24 protein-coding genes, 1 pseudogene and 1 riboswitch are annotated in these 20,360 nt (G+C 34.3%); of the genes and pseudogenes, 23 read left to right on the forward strand and 2 right to left on the reverse strand.

Annotated features, from left to right (window positions below; all coding sequences use genetic code 11):
• Nucleotides 1–270 (forward strand): annotated as a pseudogene (locus RR554_RS00100) (glycine/sarcosine/betaine reductase complex component C subunit alpha); the annotation flags it as partial.
• 47 nt (nucleotides 271–317) lie between these two features.
• Here the strand turns inward: RR554_RS00100 and RR554_RS00105 are convergent.
• The gene (locus tag RR554_RS00105) at nucleotides 318–872 is read right to left on the reverse strand and encodes a BMC domain-containing protein (RefSeq protein ID WP_332462215.1); all 555 of its coding nucleotides are present in this window, start codon (nucleotides 870–872) and stop codon (nucleotides 318–320) included.
• Between the two features lie 2 nt (nucleotides 873–874).
• Nucleotides 875–2,227, reverse strand: coding sequence for a 4Fe-4S dicluster domain-containing protein (locus tag RR554_RS00110; protein ID WP_332467184.1), 1,353 nt, complete (start codon nucleotides 2,225–2,227; stop codon nucleotides 875–877).
• A 287-nt stretch (nucleotides 2,228–2,514) separates the two neighbouring features.
• Here RR554_RS00110 and RR554_RS00115 point away from each other — a divergent pair, with 287 nt between their 5' ends.
• From RR554_RS00115 to eutJ, 22 genes are all read left to right on the forward strand, one after another.
• Nucleotides 2,515–3,630 (forward strand): oxidoreductase, encoded by a 1,116-nt coding sequence (locus RR554_RS00115; RefSeq protein ID WP_332467185.1) that lies wholly within the window; start codon nucleotides 2,515–2,517, stop codon nucleotides 3,628–3,630.
• A 26-nt stretch (nucleotides 3,631–3,656) separates the two neighbouring features.
• Nucleotides 3,657–4,001: a BMC domain-containing protein gene (locus RR554_RS00120; protein ID WP_332462212.1), complete on the forward strand. Its 345-nt coding sequence runs from the start codon at nucleotides 3,657–3,659 to the stop codon at nucleotides 3,999–4,001.
• Nucleotides 4,002–4,008: 7 nt separating this feature from the next.
• Nucleotides 4,009–4,458, forward strand: a complete 450-nt coding sequence (locus RR554_RS00125; RefSeq protein ID WP_332462211.1) for a EutP/PduV family microcompartment system protein — start codon at nucleotides 4,009–4,011, stop codon at nucleotides 4,456–4,458.
• A gap of 2 nt (nucleotides 4,459–4,460) precedes the next feature.
• On the forward strand, nucleotides 4,461–5,024 hold the full coding sequence (locus RR554_RS00130; protein WP_332462210.1) for a cob(I)yrinic acid a,c-diamide adenosyltransferase: 564 nt from the start codon (nucleotides 4,461–4,463) through the stop codon (nucleotides 5,022–5,024).
• A gap of 41 nt (nucleotides 5,025–5,065) precedes the next feature.
• A riboswitch (adenosylcobalamin (AdoCbl) riboswitch) is annotated at nucleotides 5,066–5,214 on the forward strand.
• A 269-nt stretch (nucleotides 5,215–5,483) separates the two neighbouring features.
• Complete coding sequence (locus tag RR554_RS00135) at nucleotides 5,484–6,596, forward strand: 1-propanol dehydrogenase PduQ (protein ID WP_332462209.1); 1,113 nt, start codon at nucleotides 5,484–5,486, stop codon at nucleotides 6,594–6,596.
• 75 nt (nucleotides 6,597–6,671) lie between these two features.
• Nucleotides 6,672–7,016: a BMC domain-containing protein gene (locus tag RR554_RS00140; protein WP_332462208.1), complete on the forward strand. Its 345-nt coding sequence runs from the start codon at nucleotides 6,672–6,674 to the stop codon at nucleotides 7,014–7,016.
• Nucleotides 7,017–7,060: 44 nt separating this feature from the next.
• On the forward strand, nucleotides 7,061–7,633 hold the full coding sequence (locus RR554_RS00145) for an ANTAR domain-containing response regulator (RefSeq protein WP_332462207.1): 573 nt from the start codon (nucleotides 7,061–7,063) through the stop codon (nucleotides 7,631–7,633).
• On the forward strand, nucleotides 7,626–9,041 hold the full coding sequence (locus RR554_RS00150) for a sensor histidine kinase (protein WP_332462206.1): 1,416 nt from the start codon (nucleotides 7,626–7,628) through the stop codon (nucleotides 9,039–9,041). The genes RR554_RS00145 and RR554_RS00150 overlap by 8 nt, the downstream gene beginning before the upstream one ends.
• Nucleotides 9,042–9,139: 98 nt before the next feature.
• Nucleotides 9,140–10,597, forward strand: a complete 1,458-nt coding sequence (gene eutA / locus RR554_RS00155; RefSeq protein WP_443081197.1) for an ethanolamine ammonia-lyase reactivating factor EutA — start codon at nucleotides 9,140–9,142, stop codon at nucleotides 10,595–10,597.
• A gap of 61 nt (nucleotides 10,598–10,658) precedes the next feature.
• Nucleotides 10,659–12,023, forward strand: coding sequence for an ethanolamine ammonia-lyase subunit EutB (locus tag RR554_RS00160; RefSeq protein ID WP_332462204.1), 1,365 nt, complete (start codon nucleotides 10,659–10,661; stop codon nucleotides 12,021–12,023).
• A gap of 21 nt (nucleotides 12,024–12,044) precedes the next feature.
• Nucleotides 12,045–12,956, forward strand: a complete 912-nt coding sequence (gene eutC / locus RR554_RS00165) for an ethanolamine ammonia-lyase subunit EutC (protein WP_332462203.1) — start codon at nucleotides 12,045–12,047, stop codon at nucleotides 12,954–12,956.
• A gap of 26 nt (nucleotides 12,957–12,982) precedes the next feature.
• The gene (eutL, locus tag RR554_RS00170; RefSeq protein ID WP_332462202.1) at nucleotides 12,983–13,639 is read left to right on the forward strand and encodes an ethanolamine utilization microcompartment protein EutL; all 657 of its coding nucleotides are present in this window, start codon (nucleotides 12,983–12,985) and stop codon (nucleotides 13,637–13,639) included.
• 33 nt (nucleotides 13,640–13,672) lie between these two features.
• Nucleotides 13,673–14,161, forward strand: coding sequence for a BMC domain-containing protein (locus RR554_RS00175; protein WP_332462201.1), 489 nt, complete (start codon nucleotides 13,673–13,675; stop codon nucleotides 14,159–14,161).
• A gap of 13 nt (nucleotides 14,162–14,174) precedes the next feature.
• A complete protein-coding gene (locus RR554_RS00180) occupies nucleotides 14,175–15,668 on the forward strand; it encodes an acetaldehyde dehydrogenase (acetylating) (protein WP_443081195.1) in 1,494 nt (497 codons plus the stop codon).
• A gap of 59 nt (nucleotides 15,669–15,727) precedes the next feature.
• Nucleotides 15,728–16,006 (forward strand): ethanolamine utilization microcompartment protein EutM, encoded by a 279-nt coding sequence (gene eutM / locus RR554_RS00185; protein WP_221884884.1) that lies wholly within the window; start codon nucleotides 15,728–15,730, stop codon nucleotides 16,004–16,006.
• 49 nt (nucleotides 16,007–16,055) lie between these two features.
• Nucleotides 16,056–16,724 carry a hypothetical protein gene (locus tag RR554_RS00190; protein WP_332467186.1) on the forward strand — a complete coding sequence of 223 codons (669 nt, stop codon included), beginning with the start codon at nucleotides 16,056–16,058 and terminating at the stop codon, nucleotides 16,722–16,724.
• A 35-nt stretch (nucleotides 16,725–16,759) separates the two neighbouring features.
• Nucleotides 16,760–17,413 carry a phosphate propanoyltransferase gene (gene pduL, locus RR554_RS00195; RefSeq protein WP_332462199.1) on the forward strand — a complete coding sequence of 218 codons (654 nt, stop codon included), beginning with the start codon at nucleotides 16,760–16,762 and terminating at the stop codon, nucleotides 17,411–17,413.
• Nucleotides 17,406–18,011, forward strand: a complete 606-nt coding sequence (locus tag RR554_RS00200; protein WP_332462198.1) for a hypothetical protein — start codon at nucleotides 17,406–17,408, stop codon at nucleotides 18,009–18,011. The genes pduL and RR554_RS00200 overlap by 8 nt, the downstream gene beginning before the upstream one ends.
• A 2-nt stretch (nucleotides 18,012–18,013) precedes the next feature.
• Nucleotides 18,014–18,283 (forward strand): EutN/CcmL family microcompartment protein, encoded by a 270-nt coding sequence (locus tag RR554_RS00205; protein WP_332462197.1) that lies wholly within the window; start codon nucleotides 18,014–18,016, stop codon nucleotides 18,281–18,283.
• A 40-nt stretch (nucleotides 18,284–18,323) separates the two neighbouring features.
• Nucleotides 18,324–19,430, forward strand: coding sequence for an ethanolamine utilization protein EutH (gene eutH / locus RR554_RS00210; protein WP_332462196.1), 1,107 nt, complete (start codon nucleotides 18,324–18,326; stop codon nucleotides 19,428–19,430).
• Nucleotides 19,430–19,885 carry a cupin domain-containing protein gene (locus RR554_RS00215; RefSeq protein ID WP_332462195.1) on the forward strand — a complete coding sequence of 152 codons (456 nt, stop codon included), beginning with the start codon at nucleotides 19,430–19,432 and terminating at the stop codon, nucleotides 19,883–19,885. The genes eutH and RR554_RS00215 overlap by 1 nt, the downstream gene beginning before the upstream one ends.
• A 20-nt stretch (nucleotides 19,886–19,905) precedes the next feature.
• Nucleotides 19,906–20,360 (forward strand): ethanolamine utilization protein EutJ (gene eutJ / locus RR554_RS00220; RefSeq protein ID WP_332467187.1); only part of this gene is annotated, 455 nt, incomplete at its 3' end.

Genomic DNA, 20,360 nt, shown 5'->3' on the forward strand with positions numbered 1-20,360 from the left:
GAAAAAGCTAAATTAGCAGATATTTGTGATAGTTTATGTTTTAAAAATAGTCTGAAACAAACAGATAAAGAAATAGTTAAACCAGACAAAGAAATTGTTACTAAAGATATTTCTGGTATTGATGTGCTTGATTTAGATGATGCGTTAGAAGTTCTCTGGAAAAAAGGTATTTATGCGGAAAGTGGTATGGGATGTACTGGACCTGTCATTTTAGTGAATGAAAAAAATATCGATAAAGCCAAAGAGTTACTAGCCAAAGATTATTTATAGTTAAAAAAAGCGAGGTAAACCAAAACTGGTTAACCTCGCTTTAATTTTTAAAAGACTAAACTATTGATAACTTCTTTTCTAGGATTTGGCAACACAATATGATTAATAATCATTGCTTCATCTTTTGCTCCCTCAACACCTGCTTCAACAGCTGCTTTTACAGCTCCAACATCACCAGTTAAAACCACAAATGATTTACCTGCAATCCCAGTAGCTAGTTGCAAGCTAATTAAATCTACATTGGCAGCTTTGACTGCATAATCAGCGGCAATAATAGAGCCTGCTGCTGAATAATATTCAATAGCACCAATTGCTCTAGCATCATCTGGAACATGTGTCATATTAATTGCTCGAACAACTTGAGGGTCAATACGAGGAATAATTAATTTTCCAACAATGTGCATACCGCCAATTCGTTTTCCTTCTTCAATCGATTGTGTGACAGAATCAACACGTCCTGAAATAATAATATAGTATTTACCAGGACAACTCGCTTTGGCAGAAATAAGTTGGCAATCAGCTATTTTTAACATGTAGTCAACAGCTTCAATTCCTTTAGCAATACTGTTTAATTCTAAAAAACCTAATGTATCTATTTCCATGATTAAGCCACATCCTTTTTAATTTGAATTAGTGAGTCGCTAACACAAATAACTGTTCCAGAAATGCTAGCGTGAATAGGTGCGCCTAAGACGCCTTCATCGATATCGGCAATTAATTGTCCTTTAACGACAACATCTCCCTTAGTAACAAGAGCTTTACAAGGTGCGCCAATATGCATTTTCAATGGAATAAACACTTCTTCTGTTTCATGAGTGATTAATTCAGATAAATCATTATTTGCGTATTGTTCTAGTCCCATTTTCAAAAGAATATTTTTAGGTGGCGTTTTTTGGTATTCTCTCATAGGTTGAGGAATTAATTCTTCGCCGTTGTACTGATAACGAATCCCTTTTTCAGCTAACCGTTGTTTTACATAAATATTAACTTGTCTTGGTGAAAGTGACATCGGACAAGCAATTACTTCGCAAATACCACATTCGCAACAAAGAATAGCTTGTTTCCAAATTGGGTCATCATCAATATCATCAGGAACATTACTTGTTGCAAGATGTCTCATCACTTGATGTGGGTGTAAAGGAATCCCGATTTGATATCTTGGGCAAAGTTGTGTACATAATCGACATTGAATACATGCAGCTTTTGCTTGCGTAATGATTTGATTGATTTGGCGTTCATGTAATTGGTAAAGATACTCTTTTTCTTCCAATATAATGATGCCAGAGGTTGTTTTAGTTACGACTTGATCATTAAAATTATTGTGGTTACCAATTTTCCCCATCATAGGCCCACCATTTAAGAAAATAAATTGTTTCAGTGGTGTTCCACCAGCTAATTCAAGACAGGTAGAAAAAGGTGTCCCAACAGGAACTAAAACCATCGTTGGCTTATTAACGGCTCCCGTAATTGTAACAAGTTTTTCCGTAACTGGTTTGTCGTTTGTCATGGCTTCATAGACGTTAAGCATCGTAGTAATGTTTGAAACCACACAACCAACTTGCAGAGGAATACCAGTTGGCGGAACAGTTCTTCCCGTTACTTCATAAACCATAACTTGTTCATCTCCAGCAGGATAAAAATTATTCATCTTGTGGATCGTAATTGGAGCATTTTGCTTTTCAATAGCAGATTCTAGAGAAGCAATTTCGTCATGATAATGACTCTTTGTTGCAATAACGATGTTTTCACATTCTACCATTTTTCCGACTTCGGTAATTGCTTTAATACATTCTTCGGCAAAATGATTCATGACGTAGTGGTCAGTTTTTAGCAAAGGTTCGCATTCAGCGGCATTGATGATAAGATACTCTGCTTTTGCATTCATTTTTTTAGCAGTTGGAAAACCGGCACCACCAGCACCGACAATTCCAGAGTTGTGAATTTTTTCTAATAACATTTTATCACCTACAATTATAAATTTGTGTAATGTAGACGCCATTGTCATGTCCAATTGTAAGCCTTATCCAAGGCTAAATCAATCGAAATGTTAAAAAATGAGCATAGTTGATAATGATTATCAACCTCAAGATTTGTTTTGGTTTTAAGATGAATGGTAGACGATAGTTTGTATTTTTGATATAATGAGAGAAAATTGAGTAGAAACTTACGAGGTAGTAGGTTTAATTGCAAAGGCGCAAAAAGGATAACTATCTTTTTGTGCTTTTTTTATTAAGGAGGAGTAAGATGAAAGTTTGTGAATCCTTTGAATTGCCATCGGGGGTAAAATTGAAAAACAGGTTATTTTTTGCGCCGATTTCTACTATGGAAGATGCTCCTGATGGTAAAGTGACAAAAGATGAGTTGGCTTTTTTTAAACAACGTACAGGTGATGTGGGAGCAATTATTATCGCTTCAGCCTATGTTAATCAAGAAGGAAAATCTTATGGTAACAACTTAAGTGTGAGTCACGACCACTATATTGATAGTTTGAAAACTTTATCCAGCACTCTTAAAGAAAACAATACGAAAGCTATTTTGCAAATTTACCACGGAGGAGCTATGGCTCAGAGTCAAACAGATTATTCGAAAGTCCTCTGTGTAAGTGATAATTCTACACGACTATCAAAAGATGAAACGTATCAGGAATTGACAGAATCTACTATTAATAACATTATTTCTGATTATGAAAAAGCGGTTTTAAGAGCAATAAAAGCAGGTTTTGATGGGGTTGAAATTCATGGAGCCAATTCTTACTTACCAAATCAATTTTTAATGCCAAGTTGGAATTTAAGAGAAGATAAATGGGGCGGTTCTCGAGAAAATCGCTTACGATTTCTTAAAGAGATTATTAATAAGTCACTTAAGGTTATTGAGAAAAATGCTGAGAAACCATTTGCATTAGGCTTACGTTTTTCACTGGAAGATGCTTTTTTAGAGTCTGATGAAAAAAGAAATCAATCATTTCAAGAATCACTCCTTCTGTTAGATCAATTAGATCAAATGGGACTTGATTATATTCATATAACGAGTTCTAATGTATTAGAAAATAAAATATTTGAAGGAAAATCAATTAAGTTGTTAACTTTAGTAAAAGCAGTACTTAGAACAACACCTTTAATTGGGTGTGGTAATATACTACAACCTGAATCTGTTGAAGACGCTTTGAGTTTAACGGAGCTTGTTTCAGCTTGTCGGCCTTTTGTTTTTAATCCTGATTGGGCAACTCAAATTTTGAGTAATAAACCAATTGTATTGCCAAAAGAAACCCCAAATTGGCAAATGAGACAGGAATTAAATATTCCAAGAAATCTTTGGAAAGGTATTGAATCATCACCAGAATGGTATTTATATAAATTTTAAAAAAGTGAGAGATTGAGGTAGGTAGCATGTCAAAAAAAGAAAGAATTATTCAAGAATCAGTTCCTGGGCGTCAAATAACGATTGCTCACATCATTGCTAATCCAGATAACCGTGTGTATGCAAAAGTTGGATTACATGATTATGACAAGCAAGCATTAGGTATTTTAACTATTACACCAGGTGAAGCAGCAATTGTCGCTTCTGATGTTGCCGTAAAAGCAGCTGACGTTAGAGTGGCGTTTATGGATAGATTTAGTGGAACTTTAGTTATTGCTGGAGATGTTATGGCTGTAGAAGCAGCCATTGAAGCAGTTAGTGATACACTAAGAAACATGTTAAACATCTCAACAGCCAAAATAACGAAATCGTAAATAGTAGGTGAGCAACTTGAAAAAAATTATGTTTGTCGGAGCTGTTGGAACAGGGAAAACGACATTAACACAGCGTTTAGAAGGTCATGAAATCACATATTCAAAGACACAAGCTATTGAATCAAGTCGATTCATTGTTGACACACCAGGAGAGTTTATCCAAAGACGTCAATTCTATAGTGCTTTACAAGTAACCTCAAATACCGTGGATTATATCGGATTACTTCAAAGTGTAGATGAATCATTCAACACCTTTCCACCTGCTTTTTCTTCCATGTTTTCAAAACCGGTGATAGGTGTTGTGACGAAAATTGATAAAGCAAATAGTGAGAGTGAAATTGAACGAGCGGCTAATGCGTTGAAAAATGCAGGAGCTAGAGAAATATTTCATGTCTCGTCGTATGACGATAAAGGAATTGAAGAATTACTGAAATTTTTAGAAATTGAGGAGGAATAAACATGGCTAAAATTTATACAAAAACAGGTGATAAAGGTGAAACAAGTATCATCGGTGGTGAAAAAGTAAAAAAATGTTCAAATCGTGTGGAAGCATACGGAACAATCGATGAATTGAACTCATTTATAGGGATTATTGTAAGTCATATGAGAAGTAGTGTTGATGTAAAAAAAGACCTTGCAGAGATTCAACAAATCTTATTTGACTGCGGAACAGATATGGCGACACCAAACGGAACTAAAGGCTACCGAACAAGTAGCGAATCTATTGAATGGCTAGAAAGTTGTATTGATAAGTATTTAGTTTCACCACCTCAATTAACAGAATTCATAATTCCTGGTGGCGATCCTGTAGCAAGTGAGCTACATTTTGCACGAACAATTGCTAGAAGAGCAGAACGTATTGTTGTTGCAACTAGCTTAGAAGGTGAAATTAATCCAGAAGTATTGAAATTTTTAAATCGTCTATCAGATTATTTCTTTGCTGCAGCAAGATTAATTAACTACCGTGAAAATAGAGTGGACGTTAGTTACCGTAGGAACAGTCAAGTTTTTTATAATGACTAAAAAAAGATTGTATTAAAAAAACAAGTATGTTAGAATCCAAGTATAGATTAATAAGTTAAGAAATTAGATGGAACTTTGGTGAAAATCCAAGACGGTCCCGCCACTGTAATAAGCGTAAGCTTTAAGTCAGGTCTTTCTAGTTATTAACTCAATGGTAATTACTGTTTCGAGGTAAAACAGTGGTGGTTAGAGAATAGATGATGTAGGTTATTCTGATATTAGCCAATTGTTTTATTTAATAGTAAGGACCGTAATAGGAACTGAAAAAACACAACGAATTGTGTTTTAGTAAAACAAAATGGCAAATGGAGATACTTACTTCTGGTAGGTTTGAGCACAAAGGGGTGCTTTCCTTGCCTTTTTTGTTTTCTAAAATATATAGTTGGCAATGACGCTACCGAATAAGTCCTTATTGAAGGAGTTTTTTTGGTGGTTTTTTTATTTATCGGAGGTGGAAAAATGCAACAAGTAAAATTTGGTACGGATATTTATATCGGCAAAGATGCTTTAACAAAATTAAACGATTTTAGTAATGAGCGTATCTGTATTGTAACTGACAAATTCATGGTTGAATCAGGATTAATTGAATATGTAACAACCAATATCAACGATTCAAACGATCATCAAGTGTTTACTGACATTGTTCCAGACCCAACAATTGAAAACGTTGTTAGTGGTGTGGAAAAATTAAAAGAGTTTAAACCGAGTATTATGATTGCTCTTGGCGGTGGATCAGCTATTGATGCAGCTAAAGCAATTAAACTAATGGGCGTTAAACTAGAATTTATTCAAAATGTAAAATTAATCATTATTCCAACAACAAGTGGTACTGGTTCTGAGGTAACTGATTTTTCTGTTATCACAAACAAAAAAGAAAATTTAAAATACCCATTAGTAGATACAGATTTACAACCGGATATGGCTATTTTAGATTCTCGTTTAGTAGAAAGTGTTCCACCAACAATTACAGCTGATACAGGTATGGATGTTTTAACACATGCCCTAGAAGCGTATGTATCAACCGAAGCAACCGATTTTTCTGATGCATTAGCTGAAAAAGCAGTTGAGTTAATATTTGAGTATTTAGAACGCGCTTATGTTAATGGGAAAGATAGTGAAGCTAGAGAAAAAGTTCATTATGCATCTTGCTTAGCAGGTCTTGCATTTAATCAAGTATCTCTAGGTTTATGTCACGGTATTGCTCATACAGTGGGTGGAAAATTACATTTAGCTCACGGTAGAATCAACGGTATTTTATTACCATCAATTATTCAATATAATAGTAACGAAAATCAACGTGCATTAGAAAGATATGCATTACTTGCTAAAAAACAAGGTTTATCTAATTCTAAAGGTAAAGTTGGCGTTAGAAGCTTAACTAACCGCGTGATTGAATTAAGATCAAAATTGAATATGCCAGCTAACTTTATCGAAGCTGGATTTACAAAAGCTGATGTAGCGCCTTACTTATCTCAAATAAGTGAACAAGCACTACTTGATCCAACAACAAAAACAAACCCTAAAGCACCAACGCAAGAAGACGTTAGACAAATTGTTTCAAAATTATTTTGATACTAAATTGTGTTTTGAGTTATAATAAGGATATTAATGGTTCCTTATAAAATTCAAAAAAGAGGGGGGAACAACTTGGAAGAAAAAGAAAGATTGATTCAGGAGTATGTTCCTGGGAAACAGGTCACTATGGCCCACATTTTAGCAAACCCAAACAAAGATAGTTATGACAAACTTGGGATAATTAACGAAGGTCAAAGTGCTATTGGAATATTAACTATTTCACCAAGTGAGGCAACCATTATTGCTGTTGATACTGCTTTAAAATCAGGAGATGTTGAAGTAGGTTTTGTCGATAGATTTAGTGGAACTGTCGTTTTAACAGGTGATTTATCTTCAATGGAAGAAGCGTTCTCGACTGTTCTTCAATTTCTAGAAGAGACTTTAGATTTTACCATTACAAATGTTACCAAAACGTAGATGTTTTGAAAAAAGTGAATTTAGAAAAGGTAGGAGTGAAGGTCGTGAAAGGAAAAATTATCATTGTGGATGATGAACCTCTTACAAGAGTTGACCTGAGAGACATGCTAGAGCTAGAGGATTATGATGTGGTTGGCGAAGCTGCTGATGGGTTTGAAGCGATTGAATTAGCGAGAAAACATCAACCAGATTTAGTCATTATGGATATTCAAATGCCATTACTAGACGGGTTAAATGCAGGCAAGAAAATCATGTCAGAGAAATTAGCTAGTTCTATTTTAATGTTAACTGCATATAGTGATGTTAATCACCGAAAAAAAGCAGTTGGCTTTGGTGCTTCTGGCTACCTTGTAAAACCGTTAGATGAAAAATCTTTTATTCCAATGGTTGAGATGGCGATCATGAAGGGCAAAGAAGTTAGTAGCCTAGAGAAAAATGTTGATAAGCTCTCTGAAAAACTTGAACAACGTAAGATTATTGAGAAAGCTAAAGGCATTTTGATGGCTAACCAGTCAATCGATGAAGAAGCTGCCTATAAGCAAATCCGTAAATTAAGTATGGATAAGCGCTGTCCGATGATTGATGTGGCTGAAATGTTAGTGATGGCCAATGATTGAAGAAAACATTCGAGATTTGAGCATAAAGTACTCTAGCTTGAGTGACTCAGATGTTGATGAGTTAATCAAAGAGGCAAGTAAAATCGAGCAAACTCATATGTATCAAGAAGAAGACGTGTTTATTGATATTTTATCAGATGTTACTGACGAAGCTGTTGTTGTATATCACCGAAGACCAAAAAGTAACAACTCTATTTACAAAGAAAATGTTGTAGGGAAAATTGCCAAAAGGCTGAATGAACCGGGTGTTTATCGGACTTTTGAAACAGCACTAATCACAGAAGGTCTTCTTGCAAAGACGCAAGAGAACAAATGGATTAGACAAAAAGTTTTTCCACTTAGAAATAACAAAAAAACAATTGGCGTGCTAATTGTTGAATTTCCAGTGAAAGAGATTAGAAGTGAAAGTACAAACAGAGGGTTCCAAGATGGTATGAATAATATTGACACAACTTCAATGTTTTACAGTACGTTAATGGATAATTTAGATGAAGCAATATTAATTTTTGATGCGAATGGTTATTTGATTAAAAACAATGAGGTAGCCAATAGCTATTATTTCCACTTTGGTTATATGGAAAAAATAATAGGTCTTCACTATGATAACTTATCCTTAGATACTTCCACATTTGAACAGTTGATTTTCTTAAAAGATACTGATAAGTGGAAGAAAATAAAAGAGAAAGAAATTGTTTTTGGAAGTTCTCACTTTCAAATGAAACGATTTTTTGATGCAGAGACAGGCATGTTTACAATGATTCTTCATGATAAAACGGAGATTTATAACCGAGAAGTTGAAATTGTAGAAAAATCTGTTGCTATTAAAGAAATTCATCATCGAGTTAAAAATAATCTTCAAAGTATTGTATCGTTACTACGAATACAAACAAGACGAACGACTAATGAAGAAGTGGTGAAGCTGCTAAGAGAAAGTGAAAACCGGATATTAGCGATATCTGCTACACATGAATTGCTCTCTAAGAAGGTAGATAATGATATTTCTTTAGCGGAAGTATTAGATTTAACCATATCAAACTGTAACCGTGCTTTTTTAGATAATAAAAAGGTTAAAATAGAAAAAAATATTGATGATACAGTGATATTGGATAGTGATAAAACAGTAACAGTCGCATTGATTGTTAATGAGTTATTACAAAATAGTTTTGAACATGGTTTTTTAACAGAAGACAAAGAGAATAAAATCAAAGTTGATGTTGAAAAATTAGAGGATAACATGGTTTCTGTTGCTATTAAAGACAACGGTTCAGGATATAACACTGATAAAGTGGAAACAAATAGTCTGGGGTTAAAAATAGTTACAAGTTACATCAAAGATAAACTAAGAGGCAAGTTGAAGATTGTCTCAAGTAGAACAGGAACATCGACTTACTTTAGTTTTAAAATATAATACGAGTTGAACAAAGTTGTTTGACGAAAAAAAGCAAAGGTGCTTAAAAAAATCCTATGTCATTAGGGTTATTTTAAGTGCCTATTTTTTATATGTGAATTTCATTGGAAAGGAGCGATTGCGTGTCAGAAGAAGTAGTTTTAAGTGTTGGGATTGATTTAGGAACATCAACGACTCAAATGATTATTTCTAAATTGTATATCAAAAACATGGCATCATCTTTTACTATTCCGAGAATTACTATTACTGATAAAGAAGTTGTTTTCAAAAGTGACATTATGTTTACACCAATCCTTGAAAACAATCTCATTGATGTAACAGCCATTGAAAAATTTGTTAAGACCCAGTACGAAAAAGCTGGTATTAGTAAGAACGATATTCAAATCGGTGCAGTTATCATTACTGGTGAAACGGCTAGAAAAGAAAACTCAAGTAATGTGTTACAAGCCTTGAGTGGTTATGCAGGAGATTTCGTTGTAGCAACTGCTGGACCTGATTTAGAAAGTATTATTGCAGGACGTGGGGCTGGTGCTCAAACGTATTCAAAATCACACCATACAACAGTAGTTAACTTAGATATAGGTGGAGGAACAACAAACTTAGCCTTATTCTATGATGATGAAGTATTCGATACTGGGTGTTTAGATATTGGGGGTCGCTTGATTAAAGTTGATCAACAAACTAAAGAAATTAAATACATTGCTCCAAAAATTAAAGCCATTATTGATAAAGAAAATTTACCAATAGCTTTAGGTAAAAGAACAAGTATTGAAGAATTAACACCAATCATTAAGATTATGGTGAATGTTCTTGAAAATAGTGTGGGACTTGGCGAAGCTAGCCCGTATTATGAAGAAATTATTACAAACAAAGGACTATCATTTAATCGTAAAATTGAAGCTATTTCATTTTCAGGTGGAGTTGCAGATTGTATCTCAAAAGAATTACCAAGTGAACCATTTAAGTATGGTGATATTGGTTTGTTATTGGGAAATGAAATTGCTAACTCAAAACTTGTGAGTGAAATCGAAGTTATTGAATCTATCGAAACAATTCGTGCAACGGTTGTTGGAGCAGGTTCACATACAGCTGATATTAGTGGTAGTACTATTACTTATAAAGAAGAAATCTTACCAATTAAGAACATGCCGATTTTAAAATTATCAAGTCAAGATGAGGCAGGTTCGATGTTAGAAATAGCAGATGCCATTGAGAAAAAAATGCAGTGGTATCAATTGGAACAAGAATTTCAAATCATTGCTTTAGGAATTGAAGGAGAAAAAAATCCAACTTTCCAAAGAGTTCTAGATTATGCAGAAGCAATTGTTAAAGGGTTAGATTCGATTATTCAAAGAAACGAACCTCTTGTTGTCAGTGTACAACAAGACATGGCTAAAGCACTAGGACAGTGTTTACATGGTATTCTTCCAAGAGACTATCCTTTTGTTTGTATTGATAGTGTCAAGGTTGAAAATGGCGACTATATTGATATAGGAATGCCTGTTGCAAACGGTAGCGTCTTACCAGTAGTTGTTAAAACATTGATTTTTAATTAGTGAGAGCAAAAATGTTCGAACTAAACAAAATAAATAGCTAAAATGAGGAGGAAATTTAAAGATGATTTTAAAAACCAGACTTTTTGGTAAAGCATATGAATTTAAGTCAGTTAAAGAAGTACTTGCTAAAGCCAACGAAGTAAAATCAGGAGATACATTAGCTGGCGTTGCCGCTACATCTGCTGAAGAAAGAGTTGCAGCAAAAGTAGTACTTGCTCAATTACAATTAAAAGATTTATACAACAACCCAGTAGTACCATATGAAGATGATGAGGTAACTCGTATTATTATTGACGATGTTAATAAAAGAAAATACGAAGAAATTAAAAACTGGACAGTTGAAGAATTAAGAGAATACATCTTAGATTTCAAAACAAATGATTATGAAATCAAACAACTTGGCCGAGGTTTAACATCTGAAATGATCGCTGCTGTTACTAAATTAATGTCTAACATGGATTTAATTTATGCGGCTCAAAAAATTATTGTTATTAAAACTGCAAATACAACAATCGGTGAACCTGGTCGTTTATCTGCTCGTTTACAACCTAACCATACAACAGATGATATTGATGGTATTATGGCATCATTATTAGAAGGATTATCTTATGGTATTGGAGATGCTGTTTTAGGTCTTAACCCAGTAGATGATTCAACTGAAAGTGTTATGAGAATTTTAAACAAATTTGAAGAAGTAAAAAATGAATGGGAAATTCCTACTCAAACATGTGTATTAGCTCATGTTAAAACACAAATGGAAGCAATGAGAAAAGGAACACCAACTGGTTTAGTTTTCCAATCGATTGCAGGATCTGAAAAAGGTAACACTGCTTTTGGTTTTAACGCAACTGATATTGCAGAAGCTCAAGCTTTAGCTTTAGAAACTGGTGCTGTTGCTGGACCTAACGTAATGTACTTTGAAACAGGACAAGGTTCAGAATTATCATCAGACGCGCATTTTGGTGCTGACCAAGTAACAATGGAAGCTCGTTGTTATGGATTTGCTAAACGTTTTGATCCATTCATGGTAAATACAGTAGTTGGTTTTATTGGACCTGAGTATTTATATGATTCAAAACAAGTTATCCGTGCCGGTTTAGAAGATCATTTCATGGGTAAATTATCTGGTATTTCAATGGGATGTGACGTATGTTACACAAACCATATGAAAGCTGACCAAAATGATGCTGAAAACTTAGCGGCATTACTAAATATGGCTAATGTTAACTTCATCATGGGTATTCCTCATGCTGATGATATCATGTTAAACTACCAAACAACTGGTTACCATGAAACAGCTACATTACGTCATTTAATGGACAAACGTCCAACAAGAGAATTTGAAAAATGGATGGAAAAAATGGGTCTTATGGAAAATGGTCGTCTAACTGAAATCGCTGGTGACGCATCAATTTTCTTTAAATAGTAAAGGAGGTCAAACATTAAAATGGATGAAAAAAATCTAAAAACACTTATTGAATCAATCTTAGCTGAAATGGCTGGACAAGAAGGAACTGCAACAACTGCAGATGTTGTTTCTAGTGTTCAAAGTAAGTTAACGAATGAAGCTCCAAACTCTGACATCGAAGAAGGATTTATTCCAGATATTACAGAAGTAGATATTAGAAAACAATTTTTAATCCCAAATGCTAAAGACGAAGAAGGATATTTGAGAATGAAATCATTTACTCCTGCTCGTTTAGGTTTATGGAGATCAGGACCTCGTTATAAAACTCAATCTATGCTACGTTTTAGAGCTGATCATGCGGCTGCTCAAGATGCAGTATTCTCAGATGTGCCTGAAGAATTAGTTGAAGAAATGGGATTCACATCAGTTGTTACTAAATGTACTGATAAAGATGAGTATGTAACACGCCCTGACTTAGGTCGTCAATTTGATGAAGCTAACACAGAAATCATTAAAAACAACACAAAACGTGGAGCTAAAGTGCAAATCGTAGTTGGTGACGGATTAAGTTCAGCTGCTGTTGGTGCAAATATCAAAGAAATTCTACCTTCAATCAAACAAGGTTTGAAAATGTTTGATTTAGATTTTGACACACCAGTATTTGTTAAATATTGTCGTGTTGGCGCAATGGATGCTATTGGTGAGTTAACTGATGCTGATTGTGTATGTATGTTGATTGGTGAACGTCCAGGTTTAGTAACTGCTGAGTCAATGAGTGCTTACTTAGCATATAAACCAACAGTTGGTATGCCAGAAGCAAGACGTACTGTAATTTCAAACATTCATAAAGGCGGAACACCTGCCGTTGAAGCAGGAGCTTATATCGCTGAAATCATTAAAAACATTGTTGATAAGAAAAAATCAGGTATCGATTTAAAAGAATCTGAATAATTTTAAAAAATAGGGAGGATATATTCATGATTAATGATGCATTAGGAGCTAACGTACTAAGTGTAAAAATCATTTCTAACGTTGATGCTGGAATGGCTAAAGCGTTGAATTTAGATCCAAAGAAACATCGCAGTTTAGGTTTAGTTACTGGAGATTGTGATGATGTAACTTATGTTGCTTTAGATGAAGCAACTAAAAAAGCTGTTGTTGACGTTGTTTATGCTCGTAGTCTTTATGCTGGAGCTGGAAGCGCAAGTACTAAATTAGCTGGTGAAGTTATTGGTATTATTGCTGGACCAAACCCTGCTGAAGTTAAAAGTGGTTTAGACGTAGTTGTTTATGAAATTGAAAATAGCCCTGGTTTTATCAGTGCAAATGAAGATGATAGTATTCCATACTACGCTCATTTAGTTTCAAGAACAGGTACACATTTATCAAAAGAAGCTGGCATTGAAGAAGGCGAATCTTTAGCTTACTTGATTGCTCCTCCAATTGAAGCAATGTATGCTTTAGATGCTGCAGTAAAAGCTGCAGATGTTGAAGTAGCGGCATTTTATGGTCCTCCTTCAGAAACAAACTTTGCTGGTGGTTTATTAACTGGTAGTCAATCAGCTTGTGAAGCAGCGTGTGATGCGTTTGCTCAAGCGGTTCAACAAGTAGCGGCTAATCCAAAATCATATTAGTCATTTATGAATAATTAAAAGGAGGTAGCCAAATTGAAAATTGAAGCATTAGGTTTAATTGAAATCAAAGGTTATTTAGGTGCTATCGCAGCTGCAGATGCCGCGTTAAAAACGGCAGATGTAACACTTTTAAATGCAGAAGTAATTAAAGGTGGTCAAACAACCATTCAATTAACAGGTGATGTAGCAGCAGTTAAAGTAGCTGTTGACTCAGCTTCAGCTGTAGCTGAAAGTCTTAATTGCTTGATTTCTAGTCATGTGATTCCTCGTATGGCAGAAGATACTGCTAAGATGGTTATGAAGAGTGTGGCAGAAAGAAAAGAAAAGTTACAACCGAATAAAGTTGAAGAAATTAGTGAAGCTCCGGTAAAGGAAGACGTTAAGGTTAAAGAAGTAGAACCAAAAACGGAAAATCCGAAAGAGACAACAAAAGAAGTAAAAAAAGAAGAACCTAAAAATGAAAAAAAAGGTTCTGAAACTAAGAAACAAAAAGCAACAAAGAAAAAACCAAATAAAAAATAGGGGGGAATAAATTTTGGTAAATGTAGTAGATAAAGACTTAGTATCAATTCAAGAAGTTCGTGATTTACTTCGTGATGCGACTGAAGCTCAAAAAGAATTAGCAACTTTTTCTCAAGAAAAAATTGACAATATTTGTAAAGCGATGATGTCTGCAGCTTACGACAACAGAATTAAATTAGCAAAAATGGCAAATGAAGAAACAGGTTTCGGAATTTGGCAAGATAAAGTAGTAAAAAATTCATTCGCTTCTAAAGCTGTTTGGGAAAGCTTTAAAGACATGAAAACTGTCGGTGTAGTGAAAGAAGATAAAGCAGGAAAAGTGATGGATATCGCTGTCCCTGTCGGAGTTGTTGCTGGATTAATCCCTTCAACAAATCCAACTTCAACAGTAATTTACAAAGCATTAATTTCATTAAAAGCAGGAAACAGTATCGTATTTTCTCCACATCCAACAGCAATGAAATGTATCAAAGAAACAGTTGATATCATTAGAAATGCTGCTGTAAGAGAAGGCTGTCCAGCTGGCGCTATTAGTGTTATGACTAAACCAACAATGCAAGGAACTTCTGAGTTAATGAAACATGATTTAACTAAATTGATCTTAGCAACTGGTGGTTCAGCAATGGTAAAAGCGGCATATTCTTCAGGTACTCCTGCTATTGGTGTAGGTCCTGGTAACGGTCCAGCATTTATCGAAAAAACAGCTAATATTCCAACAGCTGTTAAACATATTATGGATTCAAAAACATTTGATAATGGAACTATCTGTGCTTCTGAACAATCAGTAGTGATTGAAGAAGCAAGTAGAAAAGCTGTTATGGATGAATTTAAAAAACAAAATGCTTACTTCTTAACAAAAGATGAAGCTCAAATTCTTGAAAAATTTATCATGCGTGCTAATGGAACAATGAATCCACAAATCGTAGGTAAATCTATTGAAGCTATCTCTAAATTAACAGGCTTAACATTCCCAGCTGGTACTCGCGTATTAATTGCTGAGGAAAGTCGCGTGGGTATGAAAGTACCATATTCTAGAGAAAAATTAGCACCAATTTTAGCGTTCTACACAACAAAAAATTGGGAAGAAGCATGTGAGTTATGTATTGAAATCTTAACAAACGAAGGTGCTGGACATACAATGGTTATCCATACTGAAGATGATAACATTGTTAGAGAATTCGGTTTAAGAAAACCAGTTTCTCGTTTATTAGTTAACACACCAGGTACTTTAGGTGGTATTGGTGCTTCAACTAATATTAACCCAGCATTAACATTAGGTTGTGGCGCTGTTGGAGGAAGTTCAACTTCTGATAACATCAGCCCAGAAAACTTATTCAATGTACGTCGTGTAGCATACGGAGTTCGTGAATTAGACGAATTACGTGGTGAAGATATCAACTTAGTTGAAAATTCATCAGCAACATGTTCTACACCAACTTCTACCGTATCAGCATCAAAAGATGATTTAATTAATAAAATTGTAGAAGCAGTGTTAGAAAAACTTTAAACTTGGTTTTAATTATATTAAAATAAATTATACTTATAAATATTAGGAGGAACATTATTATGAACGCAAACGCATTAGGAATGATCGAAACAAAAGGTTTAGTAGGAGCTATTGAAGCAGCAGACGCTATGGTTAAAGCAGCAAACGTTACTTTAATTGGTAAAGAACAAGTAGGTGGCGGATTAGTAACAGTTATGGTTCGTGGTGACGTAGGTGCTGTTAAAGCTGCTACTGACGCTGGAGCTGCTGCAGCTGAACGTGTTGGAGAATTATTATCAGTTCACGTAATTCCTCGTCCACATTCAGAAGTTGACGAAATTTTACCAAAAATTGGTTAATTCTAACTATTAACTTAAAAATAAAGATTGAGAAAGGGTATATGTCTGTATGAATATACCCTTTTATCAAAGAAAAGGGTGTGTTATCGTGGCCGTTTTAACTGAAAATGATGTTCGAAGAATGTTGAAAAAAGAGCATTTAACGGAAATGATAATAGCTAAAGGAACAATCATCACCCCTTCTGCTAGAAGTTTTTTAAGTGATCGAGGAATTAATTTAGTTATTGAAGGTTTAGAAAAAGAACAAGATACACCAGAAATTATTGAAAGTAAGCAAGAAGAACAAGAGACAGTGACTAATCCAAAGATTAACTCATTAGAAACATATGGTTCAATGAAGCTTTGTATTCAGTGGAAACTTTTAAAGGTTGAAGTAATTAAGTGCCAAAAGAGTTTCAGTGAAACAGGTGAAGATGAGTTAGGAGATAAGTTACATGTGATGGTTAAGACGATTGATGATGTTATTGAAAGTCTTAAAGAAGGAACATGGCTAAATACAACTTATCTTAATGAATTGGTTGACGAATTTGATATAGAACCTTCTATTGAAATGACAAATGGTCAATTGGAAATGTATCGATTACTTTTATTAACAGAAAGTGTTTGTTATGAAACGTCACTTTCTTATAGTAATGTTTTTGGTGTGAATATGAGAGAAGATTTTACTGAACTTGAAACTAAACTTCCAATGTATCTGAAATCACTAATAATTAATTAAGGTATGATTTTGAAAAAGCGAAAGAGGGAACTGACATGAATGTAAGCACTAATTATTTAAATGATATTGTTCGCGAAGTCCTTGCTCGCCTTTTACCTGAGTTAACTATTGATGTGGAAGCAAGAGATCATCATATTCATTTATCTCGAGCAGATGTTGATGAATTGTTTGGAAAAGGCTACCAATTAACAAAAGTAAGTGAATTATCTCAACCGGGTCAATTCACTTGTAAAGAGCGTATTACCCTTATTGGACCAAAGGGTGTTATTAGAAACGTTGTTGTTCATGGACCAGAACGTGATCATACACAAGTAGAAGTATCTCTTTTAGATGCAACTACTTTAGGGTTAAATGTTCCAGTCATAGAAAGCGATAATCTAATGAAGACACCTGGAATTTTACTTATGAACGGTATTAGAAGTTGTTATTTGCAAAATGGATTATTTGTTGCTAAAAGGCATATTCATATGACAGAAGCAGATGCTAAAAAGTTTAATGTTGTTCATAAAGAAATTGTCCAAGTTAAGATTGAAAGTAATCGTTCGCTTGTTTTTGATGATGTTGTTATCCATGTGTCACCGTTTTGTCAAACAGTATTTCATATTGATTCAGATGAAGCAGGTGCTTGTGGTTTTTCAAAAGAAATAAGAGGAACAATAATAAAAAAATCGGGTGATAGTCATGAATGATATTGAAGAGTTAGTAAAAGTTATCACTCAAAAAGTATTAGAAAAACTAGGTGAAGTTGGCGATTTTTCTGAAAGTTCTTCAAAGGAAGTTAAAGTTTATGGTGAAACAACCAAAGAACTAGAACAATTTTTATTAGACTATGAGTATGAAAAAAACTCTTCTATTGATAACAGTGAAGCAATTGTTTTAACTCAGTTATCATTAGATAGTTTAATTAAAATTTCAAAGATGTTACCATCGACTTCTGAAGAACAAGAAATTTTAAATGCTTTACTCAGTAAAAAAACTGTTTATGTATTAAATAGTGGGAAAGTTTATCAAACACTTTTAGAAAACAGTCCCTTTGGAGCGAAGCAATATGTAACTGATTGTGAGGAACAATGGGTAAAATACGGTGCGCAGTTTATTACGATTGAGTGTCAGACTTTAAGTAAAGATGTTGTACCTCGTTTATGGACACAAGAGTATCTACAAAAAGAAAAAAATAAAGGTGTAACGCAGTTTAATGTTCCAAAAGGCACAATTGTTACACCACTTGCCAAAGATTATATTAGAGAACAACAATTGCTTGTTAATTATGCAGGAAAAGAGGAGTAATTATGTTAATTGGAAAAGTATCAGGAAGCTTATGGGCAACTCGTAAAAATGAACATTTAAATGGTTTGAAATTCTTGTTAGTTGATATTGAAGGGACAACTGAAGAAACACTTTCTAAAACAATTGTAGCAGCTGATACTGAAGGTGCTGGATTTGGTGACTTAGTATTGATATCAACAGGAAGCTCAGCTAGAGTGGCTCTTGAGTCTCTTGATATTCCAGTTGACGCAACAATTGTTGGAATTATTGATTCGGTTGAACGAAATCAATAGTAGTTAGACAAGTAAAAAGGACATTAGGAGGTCACAATAAATGAGTATTAATGAAATAATTATGTATATTATCGCTTTCTTCATGGTTGTCGGTGGTATTGACTACTGTTTAGGCAATAAATTTGGATTAGGCGATCAGTTTGAAGAAGGAATTATGGCGATGGGTTCTTTAGCATTGTCAATGGTCGGGATTATTAGTTTAGCCCCAATCTTAGCTAATGTATTAAAACCAATCGTAGTACCACTTTATACAGCTTTAGGTGCTGATCCAGCAATGTTTGCGACAACACTTTTAGCCAATGATATGGGTGGTTACACGTTAGCAATGGAAATGGCTCAAACACCAGAAGCAGGACTATTTGCGGGGACTATTCTTGGTGCAATGATGGGTGCAACAATTGTATTTACAATACCAGTATCTTTAGGAATTATTCAAAAAGAAGATCATAAATATTTAGCAACAGGTGTATTATCTGGTATGGTAACTATTCCAATTGGCGCATTTGTCAGTGGCTTAGTAGCAGGATTTGACGTAGTAATGATCGTTAAGAACTTAGTACCAATTGTGATTGTAGCTATTTTAGTTATGGTTGGTTTAATGCTTATTCCAGATGGTATGATTAAAGGCTTTACTTATTTTGGTAAAGGTGTTGTTGTAGTAGCCATTATTGGTTTAGTATTAGGAGCTTTACAACAATTAGTTGGTTTAACAATTATTGAAGGAATTGCTCCTGTAACAGATGGTATCGAAGTAGTTGGTGGAATCGCATTAACTCTTGCTGGAGCATTTGTATTGGTTCAAGTTATTACACGTGTTTTCAAAAAACCTTTAATGGGATTAGGTAAAGTATTAGGCATGAATGAAACATCTGCAGCTGGTTTAATTGCAACATTAGCTAATAATATTGCAATGTTCCAAATGATGAAAGACATGGATGCTCGCGGTAAAATTATCAACGTGGCATTTGCAGTTTCAGCATCATTCGTATTAGGAGACCACTTAGGATTTACAGCAGGTGTTGCTAAAGAAATGATCTTCCCAATGATCGTTGGTAAACTTGTTGGTGGTATTACAGCAATTTTCGTTGCTATCTTTATTGCTAACAAGCAAGCTAAAAAAGATGCAGCTAAAGAGGTGGCTAACTAATGGATGCAAATCAAAAAAACATTATTGAAGACGTAGTACGTCAAGTCTTAATGGAAAAAATGTCTTCATTATCACAATTTACTAAAAATGTAGACCCAAGTGGTGTTTTATCTGTTAAATTACCTTTATTAGAAGTAGATGAAAATGATCGTTTAGATACAGGTACACCAAGTGATGTTGTTTATTGTAAAGATTTAGTTACTTTAGAAGAAAGCCCAAGACTAGGTTGTGGTCTTATGGTAATGAAAGATACAACTTTTGATTGGACTTTAGAGTATGATGAAGTAGACTATATTATAGAAGGAACATTAACTGTTATTGTTGATGGTCGTAGAATCTCAGCTGGACCAGGTGAAATTTTATTTATACCTAAGAGCAGCAGTATTCAATTCTCAGTTGAAGGAGATGCTAGATTTGTTTATGTAACATATCCAGCAGACTGGGCATCACAATAGAAATTATTTAGGAGGATATTATGGTTGATTTAAAAAACGTAAATAAAACATTAAAGGAATTTAATGATATCGCAAACACGAAAAAGCATAACCCATTTGATAAAAAAGGAACTTTGAAAGTAGGCGTTGACTTAGGTACGTCTTCAATCGTTTTAGCCATCCTAGATGAAAATAATCAGCCTATTTATGGCAGTTTTGAATATGCTGAAGTAGTTCGTGACGGTCTTGTTGTGAATTATATAGAAGCAGTTCAAATTGTGTCTAGATTAGTTAAAGAAGCCGAAGAAGTGCTTGGAGTGGAGTTAACAGAAGCTGCGACAGCTGTTCCACCTGGTACATTAGGTAATGATTTTAAAGTAGTTTCTAATGTTTTAGAATCTGCTGGATTAAATGTGACGACTGTTGTTGATGAGCCATCAGCAGCAGCTCGTCTTCTTAATTTGGACCATGGTGCTGTTATTGATGTGGGTGGTGG

This window comes from Vagococcus sp. (genome assembly GCF_036639995.1).
Taxonomy (GTDB): Bacteria; Bacillota; Bacilli; order Lactobacillales; family Vagococcaceae; genus Vagococcus.